The sequence below is a fragment of the Sphingobium sp. JAI105 genome, assembly GCF_015752145.1.
Taxonomy (GTDB): domain Bacteria; phylum Pseudomonadota; class Alphaproteobacteria; order Sphingomonadales; family Sphingomonadaceae; genus Sphingobium; species Sphingobium xenophagum.
Map to the genome: position 1 here is coordinate 625,355 of NZ_JADOUC010000002.1, position 19,196 is coordinate 644,550.

Below are 19,196 nucleotides of genomic sequence, written 5' to 3' on the forward strand. Positions count from 1 at the left end.
GCATGGATACCATCAGCCACGCAACGCATTCTCGACCATCGGTTCCAGCCTCCCCACGATGATCCCAACGCCCTTGTCATTGGGATGAATGCCGTCGGGCAGTTGCAGCGCGCGATTGCCGATGACCCCGTCCAGCATGAAGGGGTAGAGCGTTGCACCATATTTCTTCGCCAGTGCCGGGAAGATAGGATTGAATGAAGCGGCATAGTCTGGCCCCATATTGGGTGAGGCTAACATGCCTGTCAGCAGCACGGGAATATCCCGCTTTTTCAGTTCAGCCAGGATCGCGTCGAGATTGTCGCGCGTCGACTTCGGGCTCAAGCCGCGCAGCATGTCATTTCCGCCCAGTCCGACCAGCATCAGGTCGGGCTTGCGCGCGAGGCCGTCCAGCGTGAAGGCCAGCCGCGCCAGTCCCGCTGCGCTGGTATCGCCGGACACGCCGGCATTGACGACCTGCGCTTTGACGCCACGCGCGGCCAGGGCCCGCTCCAGCACCGGGGCAAGCCCCTTGCCCTGGTCCAGATTATAACCGGCATAAAGACTGTCGCCAAATGCCACGATCAGCTTGCCATCGGCGGTTGGCGCCGCCGATGGCGTTGCCTGCGCGCTATTGGCGGCCGATGGTGGAGGAGGGGCCTTGTCTGAACAGGCCGAGCCCAGTTGGATAATGAGCGCCAGCGCCCCATATTGCCAATATCTGCCCGCCAAGGAGCGCTCCTTCTTCATGCACATGCCCATCGATCCGGCCACTATCGCGATCCGCGCGCATAATGTCACCCTCTCGCTTGGCACTCGCGATGCGCCGGTCGAGATCCTGAAGGGGGTCGACCTTGTTATGCTGCGTGGCGAAAGCATCGCGATCCTGGGTGCATCGGGATCGGGCAAAAGTTCGCTGATGGCCGTGCTGTGCGGGCTGGAGCGGGCCAGCAGCGGCGATGTGCATATCGGCGGGGTCGATTTTGGCGCTCTGGATGAAGATGCGCTGGCCCGCGCCCGGCGCGGTCGCATCGGCATCGTCCTGCAAAGTTTCCACCTGCTCCCGACCATGACCGCTCTTGAAAATGTCGCCGTGCCGCTGGAGCTGGCGGGCGATGCCGATGCCTTCGCCCGGGCCGCGGATGAATTGCGCGCAGTCGGCCTTGGCCACCGCCTCGACCATTATCCCGCCCAATTGTCGGGTGGTGAACAGCAGCGCGTCGCCATCGCCCGCGCCGTCGCGCCACGGCCGACCATCCTGTTTGCCGACGAACCGACCGGCAATCTCGACGCCACGACAGGCATCACCATCATGGATTTGCTGTTCGATCGGCAGCGCGCGGCTGGTGCAACCCTTGTTATCATCACGCACGATCCTTCACTGGCTGAACGGTGCGGCCGGATCGTCGAAATGCGTGATGGCCAGATCGTCTCGGATCGCACCGCATGAACGCGCTGGATTGGGCGACAAGTTGGCGCATTGCCCGGCGTGATCTTGTGGGTCGTTTCCGGGGATTGCGGCTGCTCTTTCTTTGCCTGTTCCTGGGCGTCGCCACGCTGGCCGCAATCGGCAGCCTGACCTCCGCGATCACGCAGGAATTGAGCCTGCGCGGGCAGGGGTTGCTTGGCGGCGACGTGGAAATCGCCATGACACAGCGCGAAGCAGGCGATGGCGACAAGGCGGTATTCCGTCGCTTGGGCACAGTGAGCGAAACGATCCGCCTGCGCGCCATGGCGCGGGGCGACCGGCCGGACGCGCTCGCCGTTCTGACCGAACTCAAGGGCGTCGATAATGCCTATCCGCTCTACGGCACGCTGGCGTTGCGGCAGGGCGATTATCGCGCGCCGCTTGCGCCCGACCGCATATTGATCGGCCCCGCCCTTGCCGATCGGCTGAATGTCGGTCCGGGCGACCGGCTGGTCTATGGCACAGCCACTTTCACAATCGCCGCGATCATTGCCGATGAGCCTGACCGGCTGGGCGAAGGCTTCACGCTTGGCCCGGTCGCGATCGTCTCGCTTGATGGATTGCGCCGTACCGGGCTGATCCAGCCGGGCAGTCTTTATGAAAGCAAATATCGTCTGCGCCTGCCCGCCGGCGTGGATGCGCAGGCCGTGCGGGAGCGCCTCGAACAGCAATATCCCTCGGCTGGCTGGGAGTTCAAGGACCGCGATCGGGCGGCGCCCGGCGCCAGCCGCTTCATCATCCGCATGGGCCAATTTCTCTCGCTGATCGGCCTTGCCGCACTGGTGATCGCGGGCATCGGCGTCAGCAATGGCGTTGCCTCCTATCTCGCCCTCAAACGGCCCGGCATCGCGACGTTCAAGGTGCTGGGCGCAACGTCGCGCGATATTGCGCGCATCTACCTGCTGCAGATCGGCTGCGTCGCGCTGATCGGTATCGGCTGCGGGCTTGTCGTGGGCGCTCTTCTGCCTTCCGTCATCGTCCTACTGGCCGGCGATGTGCTGCCCGTCAGTCCTGGCTTTCGGCTTCATCCTCTGCCGCTCGTCACCAGTGCTGCCTATGGCTTGCTGATCGCCTTCCTCTTCACCCTGCCGCCGCTGGCGCGCGCGCGGACCCAGCCTGCCGCATTGATCTTTCGCGGCGTCGTAGATCCGCGCCACGGCATTGATCGGCGCACTATCCTTGCCATGGCGGCGGCAGACCTGCTGCTTGTTGCACTGGCGCTCGGCACGGCGCGCGAGCCGCTCTTTTCCGCGGCTGTCCTTGGCGCGACGGCGGCGGTCCTGCTGCTCTTGCTTGGTATCGGCTGGGGCGTGCGCCAGATCGCCCAGCGTGCGCCGCGGCCGCGTCGGCCGTTGTTCCGGCTGGCGCTGGCCAATCTTCACCGGCCCGGCGCGCAGACTGCCGCGCTGATCGTCGCGCTTGGCCTCGCGCTCACCCTGTTCGTGACGCTAGCTGGTATCCAGACCAGCCTTGACAGCGAAATCCGCAATGTCGTGCCCAAAACAGCCCCGGCCCAGTTCGTGCTCGACATCCCCTCGGATCAGGCGGACCGGTTCCGATCCATCGTGCGCAAACAAGCCCCCGACGCCCAGTTCAACATCGTCCCCGCGCTGCGCGGCACGATTGTCGCCTATGGCGATCAGCGTGTCACTGACCTGAAAGAGCTGCCCGAAGGTGCCTGGTTCCTGCGTGGCGAACGTGGCGTGACCTATAGCGCGGCCCTGCCGACGGGCAGCGAACTGGTCGCGGGCCAATGGTGGCCGCGCGACTATGACGGGCCGCCGCTCGTTTCCTTTGACGCTGAAGCGGCCAGGATATTGGGTGTTGGCCTTGGCGATACGCTGACTGTCAGCGTGCTGGGGCGCGAAATCACCGCCCGCATTGCCTCGCTGCGCAAGATCAACTGGGACACGATGGGTCTCAACTATATCCTCGTCTTTTCCCCCGGCATCGTCTCCGCCGCACCGCATAGCCTGGCTGCGACCATCACCATGGACACGCGCAAGGATGGCGCCGTCACGCGCGACCTGCTGGCGGCCTTTCCCGGCATATCGGTGATTGCCGTGGGACAGATCATTGCGCAGGTGGGCGAGATCATGACGCAGATGTCCGCGGCGATCGTTTCAGCAGCGTCGGTCGCGATTCTGGCGGGCATAGCCGTGCTGGTCGGCGCCATCGCTGCGTCGCGACAGGCGCGCAGCTATGATAGCGTGATATTGAAGACGCTGGGCGCGACCCGTGCGCAGCTGCTGGGCGGACAGGCGCTCGAATATGGCCTGCTCGCCATCATGCTCGCGCTGGTCGCGCTGGCGCTGGGGTCCATGGCCGCCTGGTTCGTGATCGTCCGGATCTTCGAATTCAGCTGGTCGCCCGACTGGCTGGTGGTTCTGGCGACGCTGGGCGGTGGCGCGCTGCTGACGCTGGGCATCGGCCTGGCCGGGTCAATCCCGCTGCTGTCGGTGCGTCCGGCCAGCGCGCTGCGGCAGCTTTGAACGTCCCGGCAGATGCAAACGGCACCATTTGCCCGTCGCTGATGCGCGCTTGGTGCAACCTGCCGTCAGCATCACGCTAGCTTGCCGCAAATTTCTTGAGGGAAGCCAAAATGACGACCAGCCAGACCGCAACCCGCTCCTTTGTCGACCTGCGCGCCTGGGCGGCGGGGGTAACCGCCCAGCCAGGGGAGGGCGAGACCTTCCTGTCTGCCCGCGCCGAACTGCCCCAGCCTGAAGGCCCCGTTTCGATCGGGCTGATCGCCCTGCCGCAAGGGAGCGGCACGGTCGCGGCAATGCCTGCCGATGAATTCGTGATCGTTGAATCGGGCAGCGTGCAGATCGATGATCGCACGCTCAACGAAGGCGACAGCATCGTCCTGTGTGAAGGCGCAACCTTTGGCTGGACTGTCGCCGCCGATGCGCGCATGCTGTTCGTGCGCCGCACTGGCGGGTCTGCCGCTGACGGTGCGATCATCCCGATCGACACCAATGCGACGCTCGAACCGTCAGGTGCGCCGCTGGCCGAATTGCTGGTCGGGCCGACCCCGTCCTGCCGCAACTTTACCGACTACCGCTCGGCCGATGGCGAATTTGTCTGCGGCACCTGGGATTCCACCCCCTATCACCGCCGCTCCATGTTCTATCGCCATTATGAACTGATGTATCTGCTGGAAGGCAGCGTCACCTTTGTCGATGGGGCAGATGCAACTGCGACATTTGGCAAGGGCGACATTTTCCTGGTCGAACAGGGCGCTTCGTGCAGCTGGGACAGCCAGGTGCACGTCAAGAAAATATATGCGATCTACCGTCCGGCCTGATGGCTCAGGCCAGGGGATCGAGCGTCCCCAGCCAGGCCACCAGTGCCAAAATGCCGATTGCCGCGCTCGTCTCCACACAGAGTGAGAGACGCAGCGCGGCAATTGCATTTTCGCCCCGTTCCAGCGCCGGGGTCAGCCGCCAGCGATTAATCCCCGCCAGCGCCAGCATCCCGCAGAACAGGACGAGCTTAGCGCCCAGCAGCCAGCCATAGCGGCTGCCCGTCAGCATGCCCATGTCAGCCACGCCCACGATCATGGCGGCGTTGACCGCGCCGGTCACGATCAACGTGGCGACGAACATGGTGCCCAGCAGCGAAAACTTCGCCAGCATCCCGGCGATCCGGTCGACCGGGGGATGCCGCCTAGTCACGGCATATAGCAGTGCGGCGAGCGCACCGATCCAGCCGGACGCAGCCCAGATATGTGCGACATCGGCGATGCGGTGGATCGCGCCTGCGCCATGCTCGCTCGCGCCGGCATGGCCGGTCCAGGCCATGGTTGCAGCGGCGATGGCCGCCGGGACCAGTACCCAGCGATCCCGCCCCGCCATAGCCAGGCCCAGCGCGGCAAGAAGGGCGCCGCCCCGCACCGCCAGCACCGGGCCGATCGGGGACATAGTCAGCACTATCTTCGCCGTCGCCCAGTCGGGCGGCAGCATCGGGGTCCCCGCCATGCTGGCCGCGCTCGCCAGCAACCAGAGCGCAGACAATAGCATGCCCCCCAATGCCAGCCCTGCCAGCAGCACGCGCTGCCCCGCCATGCCCATGGCCCACCAGAAGAGCGGCAGGCCCATGAGCAGGGCAAGGTCGGCCATCAGGCCAAAGCGCGCCAGTAACAGCATGGGCGCCTGTATCCCGCCATCCATGACGGCTTATTTGACCTTGAAGCTGTAGCCGCCTTCCATCTTATGTTGGTCGGCGCCGACAATATGCCATTTCAGGTCATAGCTGCCGGCGGGCAGCGCGCGGGGCAGGGTGACGACCATCGTCTTGCCGTCAGGCGCAACCGCCGTCTTGAAGCCCTTGATCGGCATCGGCGGGTGATCGCTCATGCCCGGCATCCCGGTCATCACCAGATCGACGCCCGAAAGCGGGCCCAGGAACGTCTCGGAAAAGGTCAGCGTCAGCTTGGTCGGCTTGGCGACCGTCGCATTTGCAGCGGGACTGGACGACAGCAGCTTGGAATGGGCGATCGCCGCGCCCGGCAGGATCGCGATCGACAGGGCAAGGGCGGCGGTCAGGAAACGGGACATGCTGGCTTCTCCATGATGGGTATTACGCAACATTACGCATGGACTTGCCCGATCCCTCATCACAGGTGCATGATTTTTGTCCTCACCCAATGAGGGATCGGCGCCTGATGCGCGTATGCCGTGGTGAGGATGGAGTATGTAGAGATGAGTGATCTCGATCAGATGCTGGCGCAAATACGGGCCATGCCGGTCGATAACCGGCTGGAGCAGATGGACGGTGCGGTGATGCAGGGGCTTACCCGCCGCCGCGAACAGGGCGTGGCGCGGCGCAGTCTGATGCTCGCCGGGTTGCTGGCGGTCGGCATCGGCTGGGCGGGCAGTATCGTGCCGTCGGCCCCAGCGCAGGCGGCGCCCGCGCCGATCGGCATGTCCGATTACGCGCCATCGCGCCTGCTGGGCCAATGACGACCCGGCGCTATCTGCTCGTTGCGCTTGTCGCCTTCGCCGCGGCGCTGGCGGCGGTGCTGTTTGCGCGCGTGTGGATCGCGCCGCAGCCCCGCGTCGAAAGCGAAATCCACGCGCTGCTGCATGAAAAGCTGATGCTCGATGCGGCGCAGGAACAGCGCATCCACACGCTTGAAGCTGCCTTCGCCATCCGGCGCGAAGCCCTGGAAGCGGAAATGCGCGCCGACAATGCGCGCCTGGCGCAGGCGATTGCCGCAGAACATGGCTATGGGCCGCAGGTCGCGCAGGCGGTGGATCGCACCCATCATGTCATGGGCGCCCTGCAAAAGGAAACGCTGCAACATATTTTCGCCATGCGCGCTGTGCTGCGTCCCGATCAGGCAGCGCAATTTGACAGCGCGGTCGTCAAGGCACTGACCCAGCCCGCAGGCCGGTGACGCCCGGCGAACCCGATGACAGGACGCTGGCGGCGCATGCGATGGCCGGGCATCAGGACGCCTATGCCGCACTGATGCGCCGACATCGGGATGCCGTGTGGCGACTGGCGCGCGGCCATGTGGGCGATAGTGACGAAGCGCTCGACATCACGCAGGAGGTGTTCATCGCCGCCTTTGCCGCGCTGGCCCGCTATGACGGCGCGCGTCCTTTCCGCGCCTGGATCGCGCGGATCACGCTCAACAAATGCCGCGACTGGGGCCGCCGCCGTGCCGTGCGGCGCTTCTTCGCCTTTGCCCGCCCCATCGATGAAGCGGGGGACATCGCCGATGTTGCGCCCGATCCTGAAGCCGCGCTGCAATCGCAGCGCGAACTCGCTCGCATCAACGCCGCCATCGCCGCGCTGCCCGCTCCGCTCAAGGATGTGCTGCTGCTGCGCACGATAGAGGCGATGAGCCAGGCTGACACCGCCGCCACGCTGGGTCTCAGCGAAAAGGCGGTCGAAACCCGCCTTTACCGCGCGCGTGCAAAATTGTCGGAAAGTTTGAGGGATGACGCTGCCCCCCGCGTATGAAGGGGCATGACCCATCTGACCCTCGACCGCCGCGCCTTGTTAAAGGGCGCGGCTGCCTTCAGCCTCAGCAACGCCTTTCCAGCCTGGGCGCAAAGCGGCACCCACGGGCTGGATCCGGCGCCCGGCGTCCTGTCGGGTGACAGTATCGCGCTAACCGTCGCCAACAGCCATTTTGCGACCGGGGGACGTTCTGCCCATGCCATCACGATTAACGGTACTGTCCCCGCGCCGCTGATCCGCCTGCGCGAAGGACAGAATGTCCGCCTGTCCGTCACCAATCAGTTGAAGGAAGATACGTCGATCCACTGGCATGGCCTGATCGTCCCCTTTCAGATGGACGGCGTGCCGGGCATAAGCTTCCCCGGCATCGCGCCGGCCGAAACCTTCCATTATGAATTTCCGATCCGCCAGTCGGGCACCTACTGGTATCACAGCCATTCGGGAATGCAGGAAGCGATGGGTCATTACGGCCCCATCGTCATCGACCCCGCGGGCGTTGATCCGGTGCAGGCGACCCGCGAGCATGTGATCGTCCTGTCCGACTGGTCGCCCGTCCATCCCCATGTTCAATTGAAGCGGCTCAAACAATCGGGCGGCTATTATAACATGCAGCGGCAGACGCTCGCAGGGTTGCTCAAGGGCAAGGACCAGCCGCTCCGCGAACGGATCGACTGGGGCAAGATGCGGATGGACCCGACCGATATTTCGGACGTGACCGGCTCCACCTACAGCTATCTGGTCAATGGCCATGGCACGGCGGAAAACTGGACCGGCCTGTTCACGCCGGGCGAACGGGTCCGCCTGCGCATCATCAATGCGTCGGCCATGACCAATTTCAATCTGCGCCTGCCGGGTCTGGCGATGACCGTGGTGCAGTGCGATGGCCAGCATGTCCAGCCGGTCGAAACCGACGAATTTCAGATCAGCATCGCCGAAACCTATGACGTGATCGTCCAGCCGACCGACGCACGGGCCTATGCCCTGATCGCCGAAGCCATCGACCGCTCCGGTCTGGTCCGTGCGACCCTGGCGCCGCAGATCGGCATGGTCGCGGCCATCCCGCCGCTGCGCGCCCGTCCGTTGCTGACCATGAAGGATATGGGGATGGACATGTCCGGCATGGACATCGGGCAAGGGGGCGTGATCGACCTTAGCCAGCCCGCCAATAACAGCATGGCTGGCCACAGCATGAAGATGCTCGACCCGTCCGTGGCGCCAGACGTGCCGATGGGACCGGGGGTGGCGACGCTGTCCTCCATGCCGGCCGATCGCACGGCGGACCGGCCAACGGGCCTTGAGGATGTCGACCATCGCGTCCTGACCTATGCGGACCTGCGCGCGTTGGAGCCGAACGAGGACGCTCGGGCGCCCACTCGCGCGCTCGACATCCACCTGACCGCGAACATGGAACGCTATATGTGGTCATTCGACGGGGTGAAGCTGTCCGACGGCGCGGACCCCATTGCCTTCCGCCATATGGAACGGGTGCGCGTTACGCTCATCAACGACACGATGATGCCGCATCCCATCCATATTCACGGCCATTTCTTTCAGCTCATCACGGGTGAGGATGCGGCCCACAACCCGCGCAAACATACAGTCAACGTGCTGCCGGGCGGCAAGGTCAGTTTCGACCTGACCGCCGACGCGCTGGGCGACTGGGCATTTCACTGCCATATGCTGATGCACATGCATGCGGGGATGATGCGGGTCGTGACCGTTCGCCACGGGGAGGGCGCGGCATGAAGCAACTGATCGCCGCCGCGACCCTGCTACTCGCCGCGCCCGCCGTAGGACAAGAGATTCACGTCCATCAAATTATTGATAATAAAGAACAAAATGAGAAGCCTATGCCGTCTGTGGGCGAAGTTCCAGCCGACCCCCATGCCGGTCACATCATACCCACGACAGACGACAGCGTGCCGCAGGGCGTTGCCCCGCCAATCCCGACCGATTACGCGGCCGAAGCTTTCTACCCCGCCGCCACCATGGCCCGCGCCCGCGCCGCCATGATCCGGGAAAGCGGCGGCATGACCTTCTCGCAGCTGATGCTCGACCGCCTGGAATATCGCGCGCACAAGGGCGCGAACGGTTATGCCTGGGAAGGCGAAGGCTGGATCGGGGGCGACATCAACCGCTTCGCGTTCAAGACGGAAGGGGAAGGCGAAGTGGGCGGCCCGCTGGAAAGCGCCGAAGTACAGGGGCTCTATAGCCGCGCCCTCAATCCGTGGTTCAATGTCGAAGCGGGCGTGCGGCAGGATTTTCGTCCGCAACCCCAGCGCACTTACGCCGTAGTCGGTATCGAAGGACTTGCCCCCTATTGGTTCGAAGTCGGCGCGCAGGCTTTCCTGTCGAACAAGGGCGACGCCCATCTGCGCCTGGAAGGAAGCTATGACCAGCGCATCACCCAGCGCCTGATCCTGCAACCAGCCGCTGAAATGAACGTCGCCGCCCAGGACGTGCCGGAATTGGGCATTGGCTCTGGTATATCCGACATCGAACTGGGCCTGCGCCTGCGCTACGAATTTGCCCGCGAATTTGCGCCTTATGTCGGCGTCCATTGGGAACGAAAACTGGGCGACACGGCGCGGTACGCGCGCGCCGCGGGGGAGGGGGCTTCTGTTACCAGTCTGGTGCTGGGCGCGCGTTTCTGGTTCTGACCCTATAGCAGGATATTGGCGGTCAACCCGGCCCATCTCCCCTGCGGATCATGTCGGCGGCTTTTTCCGCCGTCATGATCACGGGCAGGTTGGTGTTGCCGCCCGGAAGGCGCGGGAAAATGGACGCGTCGACCACCCGCAGACCACTAACGCCGCGCACCTTGAGGGCGCCATCGACCACTGACTTCGCGTCACCACCCATGCGGCACGTGCCCGAAGGATGATAGGCGGTCATCGCAGTGTCCCGGACATGGGCCAGGATCTCGGCATCACTTTGCGGTTCGCGCAAGGGCCGGGTCATGGCTCCCGTAGCGGCCGCCAGTGCGGGCTGCGCCACCAGATCACGCAATGTGCGATAACCATGGATCATCGCCGCCTGATCGCGCGGGTCGGACAGCAGGTTGAAATGGATTAACGGGTGGGCTTTTGGATCGGCACTGGCGATTGTCAGCCGTCCCCTGCTGTGCGGATAGTTGAGCGACCACATGGCGCCAAGCCTGGACCCGTGGCGCGGCGCGATGCCGGGGAACCAGACTCGCGTTTCCATCGCCAGCGGGACCAGCAGGAAATGGAGGTCAATTTCCGGGTTGCCTGGCTGAGTCGCGACATTGGCGGAAATGGCGAGGGGCGGAGCGCCCATGACGCCTTTCCCGGTTGTGAACCAGCGCACCAAGGATGTCGCCAGCCTGTCGAAGCGCACTTCTTCCTCGAACGCCCAGCGGCGATCTAGTTCGAATTCCATCGCCGCGCCGGGGTGGTCCTGAAGATTGCCGCCGACTTCAGCGCTGTCGACAAGTGGAGTAATCCCGAGCGCGCGAAGGTCAGCTGCGGGACCGATGCCCGACAACATCAGCAATTGCGGCGAATTGATTGCTCCACCGCACAGCAATACCTCAGCGTTGGCCCGCGCGATGCGTTCTTGATCGCCGACGCAGAACAGGACACCGCTTGCCCGCCCGTTCTCGATCAATATCCGGTGCACTGGCGCATCGGTCATCACCGTGAGGTTGGGACGGCGCCGGGCAGGGTCCAGATAAGCCTGTGCCGTGCTGGCGCGGCGACCCCGTCGCGTAATGGTGAAATCCGGCATGCCGAAGCCGTCGGTCCGCTCGCCGTTAAAATCGTTTGTAAGATTGTATCCCAGCGACACCGCGGCCTGTTGCGCCAACGGATAGAGTGGACTTGGCGAAGGGTGCGGCTGCACCGACACCGGACCAGCGCCACCGTGCAACGGTGTATCGCCGCGCCAGTGATTTTCCAGCTTGCGGAAATAAGGTAGAACGTCGTCAAAGCCCCAGCCCGGCAGGCCCATGTCGCGCCAACCATCATAATCGGCCGGGTGGCCACGCACTGCCATCATTCCGTTCAGCGAAGAAGTGCCACCCAGCATCCTGCCGCGCGCCACTGGCAGGCGGCGACCATTAAGTTCCGCCTCTGGTTCCGAAAGAAATCCCCAGGTAATGTCGGGATTGGGCCAAAGCTTCGACACGGCCAGCGGCAATGACACATCCAGCCGCTTGCCGGTGCCGCCCGCTTCCAGGAGGAGGACGCGGGTCCGCCCATCTTCCGTCAGACGGTTGGCGAGGGTGCAGCCTGCAGAGCCTGCGCCGACGATCACATAGTCGAACTGCAATTCGTCCTGCATCACACGACCTTCCAGAATCGAAAGACAGACCCCGTCGGGTTGCGTCGGCCAACACCCACGAAGATGGTCCGGTTCATCCAGTCATAAGGGCCAGATGGCGCTTCGAACCGCGGGGTCATGCGCATATAATAGCTGTGCGGATCAACGGGTTCGCCTGCCAGCAGCTGTTTCACCACTTCGGGCGGCGCATGGCGAACGCCGGTGCTGCGCTTGAGGATCACTGCGCCATCGTCCGTCTGTAACAGATATTGCGATTCAAAGCGGCCGCCGCCATCCGCGCGCACCATCGGGAAATCGCCACCGCTTGACGGCACGATCTTGCCCGACAGCCCAGGCCCGACGAAGTGGCCGCTTTCGATGAGAACCGCGCCGCGTTTATAATCGTCGGCCACTTGGATATGGATCCGCTGGCCCAGGGAAATCTGCATCTCCAGCGCGAATTCGAGTTTCATGGCGCTCTTCTTTCAAACGATCTGCATGATGATGCTGGTGTCGCTGTCGCGTGGCCGTTCGGCGATGAACGCCCGCGTCGCCAGCCAAGCATGGGACGACTGTTCGTCAACTTCGAACATGATCGTCATCCGCATGCCATCGAAGCTTTGATCGTCAGCCCCCCGACAATCGCTCGTCACGCCCATGCCCGCCATGCGGACGATCGCGCCGTCTTCAGTCTGGATCAAGTAGGAGAGTTCGGCGGTGGTGACGCCATCCAGCCGCGTCAGGCTGGTTTCGCTGCCGCTAACGATCACACCCTGAAGCCGCGCACCGTCGATGCGACCGCCAGTCACGGGCCGGACGGTACGCGCGCCGCCGGTCGCCAGTCGACCGACATCAGCCGTCGCGCCAAAGACGAGCGTTACCCGAAACGCTTCCTCAAGGTCGGGCGAGGGCATGTCTTGTGTTGAAAAATCCATCATCATTATCCCTGCTCCTCAGAGCGCGATCGTCACGGCTTTGACCTCGGTATAGGCTTCGACGCCCATTCGGCCATTTTCGCGCCCGTTGCCGGAAAGGCGCACCCCGCCTGCCGGCATGGCGAAATCATTGCCGCCACTGGTGTTGATGCGCACCGTGCCCGAACGGATGCGTTTCACAAGGCCCAGCGCGTGGCTGATATTGCGCGTCCAGATATAGGCGCTCAGCCCGTAATCATTGTCGTTGGCCAGGCCAGCGATTTCGTCAAGGTCGGTGGTTTCGAATGGCAGGACCGCGAGTACCGGCCCGAATACTTCCTCGCGCACGATTTCCATGTCCGCACGCACGTCGGTTATGATCGTAGGGGGCACGAAAAAGCCTGGACCTTCAGGCCGTACGCCACCCGTGTAGCAGCGACCGCCAGAAGCTGTTGCGCGTTCGACAAACCCCATTATGCGATCGCGCTGTACGTCTGAAATGACCGGGCCGAGCAGGGTGGCGGGGTCGGCCGGGTCGCCTGTTGCCATGCGCGACGTGATTTTCGCGATCCGCTCCACCAACCTGTCCGCGACCGAAGCATGGACAAGAAGCCGTGAGCCCGCTGAACAGGTCTGGCCCGAATTGAAGAAGATGCCCATCGCAATACTCTGCGCAGCCGCATCCAGATCTGCGTCTGGCAGTACGATCACCGGCGACTTGCCGCCAAGTTCCACCGTCACTCGCTTCATCTGGTCCGAAGCGGCGCGCAGGATCTGCCTGCCGGTCATCGTCGATCCAGTGAAGGCGATCTTCGCGACACCGGGATGATCGACCAGCGCCGCACCGGCCTCTCCACCCCGACCCGGCACGATGTTGACCATCCCCGGCGGGACGCCGCATTCATTCAGCAGATCCGCCAGTCGCAGAGCAGATAGGGATGTCAGTTCGGCCGGTTTGAGCACCACCGCGCAACCCGCGGCCAGAGCGGGGCCGATCTTCATCGCCGCGCCCATCAGGGGATAGTTCCAGGGAATGATCTGGCCGACCACTCCTACAGGTTCGCGCAGGGTGCAGGCGTGCCAGTTGCCAGGCACCGACAGATCCATCGTTTCGCCCGCCAATTTCGTCGCCCAGCCGGCGAAATAGCGCAGCCCGGCCGCCGATTGGGGAACGTCGACCCGCCGGACATTACTTATCGGCTTGCCCGTATCGTGCATTTCGAGTTGCGCGAATTCCTCGCCATGCGCCTCGATCGCGCGGGCCAGCGCCAGCAGAGCATCCTGCCGTGCGGCTGGTGCCCAGCGCAGGCGCGCGTCGTGCAGCGCATTGGTTGCGGCGGTGACAGCTCGATCCACATCGACCCTTCCGCCTGCCGCGATCGCACCGATGGACGCACCGGTTGCGGGATTAATGACGTCTATGGTCGTGCCGCTAGCACAATCCTGCCATTCGCCTCCGACAAAGATGCTGGATGCGCGCCTGTCTGCCATCCATTGCACACCCATGATAGCCAAAGCATCCCCACCTTTAATCTGTCTTTGTATCGCGGCTCTTTAGCGCGGGGATGGAGCACCGACTTGTTCAAGCGCGCCCGCATGAGGGGCGTTCGGGCCGGATAAGATTGCTATGCAGGCGGGGGAGTGTACGCTATGGATACAATATAGAAGCGGCATGGCGCTGTTCACAGCGAAGAGCCGCCCGATAGCCGGAGGAGAAGGATGATTCGATGGATTATCTGAGCTTTGCGACCAAGGCGGCGACCCGTCAGGAGCGCAGTGCGCAATGGCGCAATATCACGCAGGCCCCTCATGCCGAACTCGGCGACGACCAGGAAGCGTCGATACGCGGATGCGACCTGGGGGACTTGCGTATCTGCGCCGTGTCCATGGGCGAACATCAAATCGACAGTGTGGGCCAACATTGCGGGCCGGACAGGCATAATCTGATCAAGATCCTGTTCATGGAGGAAGGTCATTGCGACATCGTCCAGAGCGGACAGACTATTCGGCTCGACTCTGGTCAATGGTGCGCCTTTGACAAGGCGGTTTCCTATTCGATGATAGCGCCTCAGGCGACCCGGTTGCTTGCGCTGGCGCTGCCACGCCACCGCTTCGCAGCATGGGACAAGGGCGCGCGGCAACCAATCCTGCCGCAGAGTTTTCTGCAAGGTGCGGCCAGCATTCTGCACAGCAGCACCAGTGCGGCGGTCAATGCCGCAACTGCCATGGGGCGACGCGATCGTGGCCAGATGGGCAATGCGCTGATCCAGATGCTCAACACGGTATGGGATGCCGATCCTGTCGCGCAGAGCGCCAATAGCACGCGCGCTCGTCGCCTCGCGGTGATCGACTTCGTCGATCGCAACCTGGCCGACCGCGATCTGGATGTGGCCCGGATCGCGCAGGAAATGGGTTACGCCAAACGGACCCTGCATAAACTGTTCGCCGATGACGCCGAAACGCTGGGCCGGATGATCTGGCATCGGCGGCTGGACCGGTGCAGGCAGGACTTGCTGGACCCTGCGCAGGCCCACCGCTCGATCACGGACATCGCGCATTATTGGGGTTTCAACGATTCCCAGCACTTCAGCCGCTCGTTCAAGGGGCGTTTCGGCGAAACGCCCAGAGCCTTTCGCAGCAGTCGCCTGTTTCACTGAAACCGGCTGGGGAAGGGAGCTTAACCGTGGCGACGAAAGCCGCCGCGCGTTTTGATGTGCCGTCTGCTGCCCTTCCCCCAATCACCCAGAGGATCGACCATGCAATCCATCTTTCCGACTCGCCCGCCGGTAACAGGGGGGCGACCATGACGCCCGGCGCACGCAGGATCGCGCTGTTCCTGCTCACCGCCATCTACGGCTTCGGGTTCATTGACCGGATTGTCATTGCGCTGGTCGCGCAGCAGATCAAGGCCGATTTCAGCCTGAGCGATTTTCAGATCGGCCTGCTTGGCGGCACCGCGTTCGCGGTGATCAACACCTTTGCGTCGCTGCCGCTCGCCTGGCTGGCGGATCGCTATCCGCGCAAATGGGTAGCGGCTGGATCGCTCATGTTCGCATCGGCATTCACCATGCTTTGCGGCGCGACGAGCAGTTTCATGCAGTTGATTGCAGCGCGGTTCGGGATGGCTGGTGGCAGTGCGGGGACAGAAGCGCCACCCCATTCGATGATTTCGGACATGTATCCTCCTGAAAAGCGAGCATCGGCCATATCATTGTTCATGCTGGGCGTTCCCGTCGCGGCTTTCCTGGGCTCCTCCATTGGCGGGTCGATCGCCGCCTCGCACGGCTGGCGCGCTACCTTCTACGTGATCGGTGGCATCGGGTTGCTTGTATCGATCCTGGCGTTGCTCGTGATGCGTGAGCCTGCACGCCAGGATGTTGCGATCGATGCCGAACGAATGCGTTTGAAGGATGTTTTCCTGATCCTGGTACGCGATCGTTGCATGCGGCATATCCTGATCGGCGTATCTGTCGTCAGCCTGGGTGCCTTTGGCATCAACACCTTCCTCCCTGCCTTTTTTGCCCGCAGCTTCAATCTGGACGTAGGACAGGCGGGGCTTGCCTTCGGCCTGTTGAGCGGCATAGCGTCTGCCATCGGAACGATCGCAGGCGGCTATGGCGCTGAATGGCTGGCCCGGCGCGATGCGCGAATGTTGATCGCGGTGCCCGGCATCGGTGCGATCGTTGGCGCACCGATCTTCATTATAGGGGTCATGCAGAAGGATCTGGTTCCCGCCTTTTGCCTGATGCTGGCGGGTTCGCTATTTTTCTACATGGCGATGGGACCGGCCATCGCCGCGCTCCATGGACTGCTTGATTCGCGTAGTCGCGCGACCGGATCGGCGCTGTTCTTGCTGATCATGTATTTGACGGGGCAGGGCTTTGGTCCGCCGATTGCCGGCCTCGCCAGCGATCATCTTTCTGCCTGGGCCTATGGATCAGCCAATTTCGCGGCCCAGTGCGCTGGCGCTGTAGGGCAAGTGTCCGGATCGGCTTGTGCGCAAGCCGGCGCGACCGGCATCCGGCTGGCAATCGCATGCTTTGGTGCCTTCTATATATGGAGCGGCCTGCATCTTATCTGGGCGGCGAGATACCGACGCGTCTAGGGTCGGCTAGGGGCGGCTCCTCCTGCCTAGTGCAGGACGGGCGGCCCTTTCGTCCATTACGCGCCTCGCTCGGACGATGGGCAGCTACCTATATTTCAACAGGCGCACTCCGCTGTTCGGCCAGACCGTTGCCTGTTCCGTCGACCAACGGCATGCAACCCACGCATTGCCCTGATAGTGGCGCTGCCCGGAAATCGAGTAGGAATCAGGGATCGATCCGCTTCTTGTTCGGGTCCAGTTTCAGCATCTCCGCGCTCTTCATTGCCGGGTCCCAATGTTCGACGATCAGGCCGTTTTCGACCCGGAAAACGTCGAACCAGCTGGTGTAATAGGTATCACCAGCCTCGTCCTTTTCCTGGCGCACGAACACGAACGTTACCATATCTCGTTCCGCTATGATGGCGGTCAAGGGCAACGCAATGCGATCCTCAATCGGTCGTTCGGGCCGCGAATTGCGAATGAACTCTTCCAGCGCGGCGGCACCGCTGACGACATTGGGGTTGTGCTGAATATAGTGAGGACCGATGAATTCACGCACGCGGTCGGCGCGACCGGCTTGCAACAACGTCCGATACATATCGTAGCATAACTGCTTGTTGGCACGCAGGCGCGGATCATCGCTGCCCAGCAGCGCATCATGATCGGCTGCGATCATAGGCGGAGTCTGGCCTTCGGGCACCTGCGCCGCCGGGATCAGGATCGTGACGGGCGTTTGATCTCGCATCTGAAAATCCTCTTCCTCGTTTCGCTCACGCCGACGGGGCAAAGCGTGTTTAGTTGTTTAGATAACAGTAACATTCGTTAGGGATACTGCAAGGCCCGATACGGCTCCGGTCTTAAGGCATTGGAGCAAGGGACCTGTCAGGCCAGAATGGCATGAAGACCGATTTCGGCATGTTCCGTCGCGGCTCGTGCATCGTTGCGGACGTCTATCCGCAAAAACTGTCGCGAAGGGCGATCAGATTGGGGTCATGCCGCGCCGAGGGGCGTGAGAGCAGCCGGATCTCGACAGGCGGCAACGGCGTGGCAAGGTCCACGCGTACAAGCCCAGGGATCATGTCGTCTACCGAATCCTGAAACAAGCATATCCAGGCGCGGTTGCGACGCACATTATTGAGCATCAGCGCGAGCGCGTCCGTTTCCAATATGATCTTGCCCGGAACAGCACTGATGCGATCCAACGCCAGATCGGTCAGACGGCGTTGCGGATTTTCATGCCGGAGCATGATGGCCGGATGACGGCCGAGCTCTGCGCCGGTCACATCTTTTGCATTGGCCAGTGGATGGTCCGGTCCGACGTAGATGGCGAGCTGCTCGTGCCCGACATGTACGCTGCCCGGAACTTCATCCTGATCCATTGTATAAAAACAGGCGAGATCAACCTCGCCCCGATGCACCTGCATAGCCAGCGTCCGATTATCCGGCGGATCAAGCCGAATGTGCAGTTCGATCTGCGGCCTTGCGTCCTCGAAGGCGTCGATCCTGTCCTGCAACTTCAGCATGATGAAGCCATAGGTCGTAAGGTTCAGTGTCCTGCGGGTCTGTTCGCCCGTCAGTTCGCGTTGCAGATCGTTCAGGTCGGCCAGGATCGCGGAGATGCGTTCGAACGCATGCTGCCCTTTCGTGGTCAATGCGGCGGCATGGCCGGGGCGCCGCTCAAAGAGCGACACGCCCAGCCTGTTTTCGAGTTCGCGGATATGCGCACTCACGACCACCTGGGTGAGGCCAGCCTGTTCCGCGCAGGCACGGAAACTGCCATGCCTGACCACGGCGGCAAAGATGATCATCTGCCGGATCGTCAACATCGCGACACGCGCTTCCTCCTCACTCCCTCCCGCTCACGGGATTGGTGTAGTGATAGGGCGGAACAAAGACATCGGGAAAGACCGGATAGGGTTCGCTATATTCGTCCGGCTCCAGGTCGTCGAAATGGGTAACGAGGGGCAGGGCTTCCTTGCCCCAGCCGCCTTCGTAGGGAACGTAGAAAGTCTGGTATGCGCGCAGCGATGCGATTTTCCAGACACCATCCTCCTTGATATAGCGATTTTCGTATATCGCTTCGCCGAGACGGGCGACACCGCCTAATTCGCCGACCTGCATCATCGCACGCCAGCGGCCCCGCGCGGTCTCGCCATCCTCGTCGATGTGGATGACTGGCTGCAACTGGATATGGTTCATCAGCACGCCGCGCTGCGCCGGCCCGAAATGGCGCATATATTCGCGAATACGCTCATGCCCCTTGAACTTGCCGCGCGCGTTGATTTCGATGATCGCGTCGCGGGCGAACAGGTCGGCGACCTGTTCCCACTGGAACTTGTCGACATAATAGCCATAGGTCCGCTGGAGATTGGAAATGGCGATATAGTCTTCTGCCGCCTGCGCGCGCTTTTCAACACGTGCCAGAGCTTCGGTGAGAGCTTGTAACTTGGCCTCGATGGTCATGGAAAATCCTCTACTGCACTGATTAACATTG

20 protein-coding genes are annotated in these 19,196 nt (G+C 62.9%); 10 read left to right on the forward strand and 10 right to left on the reverse strand.

Translation table 11 applies throughout. The features are described from left to right. Nucleotides 1-12 precede the first annotated feature (12 nt). Nucleotides 13-726 carry an arylesterase gene (locus IWY39_RS20360; RefSeq protein WP_107125304.1) on the reverse strand — a complete coding sequence of 238 codons (714 nt, stop codon included), beginning with the start codon at nucleotides 724-726 and terminating at the stop codon, nucleotides 13-15. On the opposite strand from IWY39_RS20360, the gene IWY39_RS20365 reads away from it, so the two are divergent. From IWY39_RS20365 to IWY39_RS20375, 3 genes are all read left to right on the forward strand, one after another. Beyond that, a complete protein-coding gene (locus IWY39_RS20365; RefSeq protein ID WP_107125305.1) occupies nucleotides 725-1,426 on the forward strand; it encodes an ABC transporter ATP-binding protein in 702 nt (233 codons plus the stop codon). The genes IWY39_RS20360 and IWY39_RS20365 overlap by 2 nt on opposite strands. Then, complete coding sequence (locus IWY39_RS20370; protein WP_107125306.1) at nucleotides 1,423-3,936, forward strand: ABC transporter permease; 2,514 nt, start codon at nucleotides 1,423-1,425, stop codon at nucleotides 3,934-3,936. The genes IWY39_RS20365 and IWY39_RS20370 overlap by 4 nt, the downstream gene beginning before the upstream one ends. Nucleotides 3,937-4,046: 110 nt before the next feature. Beyond that, the gene (locus IWY39_RS20375; RefSeq protein ID WP_107125307.1) at nucleotides 4,047-4,754 is read left to right on the forward strand and encodes a cupin domain-containing protein; all 708 of its coding nucleotides are present in this window, start codon (nucleotides 4,047-4,049) and stop codon (nucleotides 4,752-4,754) included. Nucleotides 4,755-4,758: 4 nt separating this feature from the next. Here the strand turns inward: IWY39_RS20375 and copD are convergent, their stop codons facing one another. Together copD and copC are read right to left on the reverse strand one after the other, a co-directional pair. Continuing rightward, nucleotides 4,759-5,619, reverse strand: a complete 861-nt coding sequence (gene copD, locus IWY39_RS20380; RefSeq protein ID WP_231377805.1) for a copper homeostasis membrane protein CopD — start codon at nucleotides 5,617-5,619, stop codon at nucleotides 4,759-4,761. A gap of 6 nt (nucleotides 5,620-5,625) precedes the next feature. Next, nucleotides 5,626-6,006: a copper homeostasis periplasmic binding protein CopC gene (copC, locus tag IWY39_RS20385; RefSeq protein ID WP_107125384.1), complete on the reverse strand. Its 381-nt coding sequence runs from the start codon at nucleotides 6,004-6,006 to the stop codon at nucleotides 5,626-5,628. Between the two features lie 144 nt (nucleotides 6,007-6,150). Between copC and IWY39_RS20390 the strand changes: the two genes are divergently transcribed. The 5 genes from IWY39_RS20390 (at nucleotide 6,151) to IWY39_RS20410 (ending at nucleotide 10,080) form a co-directional block, all read left to right on the forward strand. After that, a complete protein-coding gene (locus IWY39_RS20390) occupies nucleotides 6,151-6,411 on the forward strand; it encodes a hypothetical protein (RefSeq protein ID WP_017181902.1) in 261 nt (86 codons plus the stop codon). Then, nucleotides 6,408-6,848 (forward strand): periplasmic heavy metal sensor, encoded by a 441-nt coding sequence (locus IWY39_RS20395; RefSeq protein WP_107125308.1) that lies wholly within the window; start codon nucleotides 6,408-6,410, stop codon nucleotides 6,846-6,848. Before IWY39_RS20390 ends, IWY39_RS20395 begins: the two co-directional genes overlap by 4 nt. Continuing rightward, the gene (locus IWY39_RS20400) at nucleotides 6,845-7,420 is read left to right on the forward strand and encodes an RNA polymerase sigma factor (protein ID WP_107125309.1); all 576 of its coding nucleotides are present in this window, start codon (nucleotides 6,845-6,847) and stop codon (nucleotides 7,418-7,420) included. Before IWY39_RS20395 ends, IWY39_RS20400 begins: the two co-directional genes overlap by 4 nt. A gap of 6 nt (nucleotides 7,421-7,426) precedes the next feature. Next, complete coding sequence (locus IWY39_RS20405) at nucleotides 7,427-9,166, forward strand: copper resistance system multicopper oxidase (RefSeq protein WP_107125310.1); 1,740 nt, start codon at nucleotides 7,427-7,429, stop codon at nucleotides 9,164-9,166. A gap of 104 nt (nucleotides 9,167-9,270) precedes the next feature. Continuing rightward, nucleotides 9,271-10,080 carry a copper resistance protein B gene (locus tag IWY39_RS20410; RefSeq protein ID WP_409994370.1) on the forward strand — a complete coding sequence of 270 codons (810 nt, stop codon included), beginning with the start codon at nucleotides 9,271-9,273 and terminating at the stop codon, nucleotides 10,078-10,080. Between the two features lie 22 nt (nucleotides 10,081-10,102). Here IWY39_RS20410 and IWY39_RS20415 read toward each other — a convergent pair whose 3' ends face one another. The 4 genes from IWY39_RS20415 to IWY39_RS20430 are packed head-to-tail and all read right to left on the reverse strand — an operon-like array spanning nucleotide 10,103 to nucleotide 14,109. Then, nucleotides 10,103-11,725: a GMC family oxidoreductase gene (locus IWY39_RS20415; RefSeq protein ID WP_107125312.1), complete on the reverse strand. Its 1,623-nt coding sequence runs from the start codon at nucleotides 11,723-11,725 to the stop codon at nucleotides 10,103-10,105. Next, the gene (locus IWY39_RS20420; protein ID WP_017181896.1) at nucleotides 11,725-12,177 is read right to left on the reverse strand and encodes a DUF3237 domain-containing protein; all 453 of its coding nucleotides are present in this window, start codon (nucleotides 12,175-12,177) and stop codon (nucleotides 11,725-11,727) included. The genes IWY39_RS20415 and IWY39_RS20420 overlap by 1 nt, the downstream gene beginning before the upstream one ends. A gap of 12 nt (nucleotides 12,178-12,189) precedes the next feature. Next, a complete protein-coding gene (locus IWY39_RS20425) occupies nucleotides 12,190-12,645 on the reverse strand; it encodes a DUF3237 family protein (RefSeq protein WP_229380675.1) in 456 nt (151 codons plus the stop codon). A gap of 12 nt (nucleotides 12,646-12,657) precedes the next feature. After that, a complete protein-coding gene (locus tag IWY39_RS20430; protein WP_229380676.1) occupies nucleotides 12,658-14,109 on the reverse strand; it encodes an aldehyde dehydrogenase family protein in 1,452 nt (483 codons plus the stop codon). A 236-nt stretch (nucleotides 14,110-14,345) separates the two neighbouring features. Between IWY39_RS20430 and IWY39_RS20435 the strand changes: the two genes are divergently transcribed. Continuing rightward, the gene (locus IWY39_RS20435) at nucleotides 14,346-15,275 is read left to right on the forward strand and encodes a helix-turn-helix domain-containing protein (protein WP_017181893.1); all 930 of its coding nucleotides are present in this window, start codon (nucleotides 14,346-14,348) and stop codon (nucleotides 15,273-15,275) included. 26 nt (nucleotides 15,276-15,301) lie between these two features. Continuing rightward, entirely contained in the window at nucleotides 15,302-16,723 is a 1,422-nt protein-coding gene (locus IWY39_RS20440) for a spinster family MFS transporter (RefSeq protein ID WP_261376018.1), read from the forward strand. Between the two features lie 205 nt (nucleotides 16,724-16,928). Here the strand turns inward: IWY39_RS20440 and IWY39_RS20445 are convergent, their stop codons facing one another. From IWY39_RS20445 to IWY39_RS20455, 3 genes are all read right to left on the reverse strand, one after another. Next, nucleotides 16,929-17,447: a nuclear transport factor 2 family protein gene (locus IWY39_RS20445; RefSeq protein WP_107125316.1), complete on the reverse strand. Its 519-nt coding sequence runs from the start codon at nucleotides 17,445-17,447 to the stop codon at nucleotides 16,929-16,931. A 205-nt stretch (nucleotides 17,448-17,652) separates the two neighbouring features. Further along, nucleotides 17,653-18,528, reverse strand: coding sequence for a LysR family transcriptional regulator (locus IWY39_RS20450; RefSeq protein WP_107125317.1), 876 nt, complete (start codon nucleotides 18,526-18,528; stop codon nucleotides 17,653-17,655). A gap of 19 nt (nucleotides 18,529-18,547) precedes the next feature. After that, entirely contained in the window at nucleotides 18,548-19,165 is a 618-nt protein-coding gene (locus IWY39_RS20455) for a nuclear transport factor 2 family protein (protein WP_107125318.1), read from the reverse strand. Between the last annotated feature and the right edge of the window lie 31 nt (nucleotides 19,166-19,196).